We start from the raw sequence: 1,578 nt of genomic DNA, 5'->3' as shown, positions 1-1,578 counted from the left end.
AAAAAGGCAAGCTACACTATATTGTCAGTGACCATCAGGGGACGCCGCGGGAAATGTTGTCCGAGGAAGGGGTGCTGGTCTGGGCGCAGCGGCTGACGACATGGGGTAAAGCCGAGAAATCGCAGGTGATTGCGTCCAATAATCCGGATTACCATGTGGACTGTAATTTCAGGTTTGCCGGACAATATGAAGACGAGGAAAGTGGTTTATATTATAATCGGTTCCGTTATTATTCGCCGGACACAGCGCAGTATATTTCGTCCGATCCCCTGAACTTGGCAGGCGGTTTTAATCCATATGGGTATGTGCATAATCCGACGGGATGGATCGACCCGCTTGGGTTGGCGGGATGCGATGTTCGCGATCCTACTGGATACCATAAACGTAAAGCTCTTCGAGCAGATGTTTATAACGCACAACGTCCTGGTGGCTATCACGGTATAAAACATACTCAAGCAAAATCTGCTGAACAAGCTAAAAGTCTAAGTTTAGGAAAAGGAGCTAGAAATGGAGACCCGGAAGCATCATATTTCCCTGAATATGCTAGACAAGTTGCGGGTTTTGAAAAGCAAGCAGCTCATGGTGCTATCCGAAATGGTCATGTCTTTGAACATGGTGGCACACGCTTCATGTTTTATAAAAATCCAACTGGTCCAGTAGGTTATAACGAGGGGAAATTAACTGATTGGGTTCGTATCGAAATGACTAAAACTGGTACACCAGTTATACATAGTTTCCCTGCGTCATTGGGTCAAGTTGGAAAATATATTCCGGGAGTTCGTTAATGAAGAATGTGTTATGGAAAAAACTTCAACCTCTGAGAATACCAAGTCGGTGGGTAATTGATGTAAATAATTTTTATCATTATGAACCTACCCAAGAAAATATGGATTGGTTTTATGGTTCAATCTTAATAAGTGGTCATAATTCTCTTGATGGTCTTTGCTTCGATTCAAGATATGAACCAGAAGGAGATCCCAATGGTTCATTTGTCCTAGATTTTTTTATTTTAAAAATAAATAAAAAGACACAAAAAACAGAAGGAATTGAAAAATTCTTGGGAACTAAGCAAACAAAAAATAAAGCTGAGTTCGTTGAACTGCTTGAAGAGTTTATGTTTACTGGAAAATATGAATAATTAAATCGGTCAAATTTCAAGCCGGAAAGATTCCCGTGATCTTCCGGCTTTGTTCGGTTAAGAGCGGTTCACTCCCTGCCCTTAGCGGCTTTTGTAGTCGCCAATCAGCTCGCGCATCCGCAGCTTAATTTCACTGATTTGTTCGCGCTGGCGCTGGTATTGCTGTTTGAGGCTGTTCGTCTCGTCACTGTCGGGGATCAGCACCAGACAGCCCTCCATGATCTTCACCGTGACCGAGCCGCCAATCTCAAAGCCTGCCTGTTTAAGCCATTGTCCCTTCAGGTGGATTGCAGGCGGGGCTTTAGCCTTGTCATTTTGCGGGACGTATCCCACGGTGTAATAACGTTCTGTTTTAGCTGCTTTATTTTGAGCACGGTTTTGCTTAGAATGCGCCTTAGCCATCATTCAACTCCTACGTAGTTGGTTGTGGTGAGCGTTCT

The 1,578-nt window shown here is 43.7% G+C and carries 3 protein-coding genes; 2 read left to right on the top strand and 1 reads right to left on the bottom strand.

Annotated elements, in window-relative coordinates; translation table 11 throughout:
• Together AACQ81_RS03275 and AACQ81_RS03270 are read left to right on the top strand one after the other, a co-directional pair.
• Positions 1-785, top strand: a 785-nt coding sequence (locus AACQ81_RS03275; protein ID WP_272903147.1) for an RHS repeat domain-containing protein, incomplete at its 5' end; no start/stop codon positions are given.
• Positions 785-1,138: a hypothetical protein gene (locus AACQ81_RS03270; RefSeq protein ID WP_237388469.1), complete on the top strand. Its 354-nt coding sequence runs from the start codon at positions 785-787 to the stop codon at positions 1,136-1,138. The genes AACQ81_RS03275 and AACQ81_RS03270, both read left to right, overlap by 1 nt.
• 81 nt (positions 1,139-1,219) lie before the next feature.
• Here the strand turns inward: AACQ81_RS03270 and AACQ81_RS03265 are convergent, their stop codons facing one another.
• On the bottom strand, positions 1,220-1,540 hold the full coding sequence (locus tag AACQ81_RS03265) for a SymE family type I addiction module toxin (RefSeq protein WP_237388468.1): 321 nt from the start codon (positions 1,538-1,540) through the stop codon (positions 1,220-1,222).
• Positions 1,541-1,578 lie beyond the last annotated feature (38 nt).

This window comes from Xenorhabdus sp. Sc-CR9 (genome assembly GCF_963897815.1).
Lineage (GTDB): Bacteria > Pseudomonadota > Gammaproteobacteria > Enterobacterales > Enterobacteriaceae > Xenorhabdus.
The sequence above is the reverse complement of the archived record's forward strand: the minus strand, read 5'-3'. Positions and strand labels throughout refer to the sequence as shown.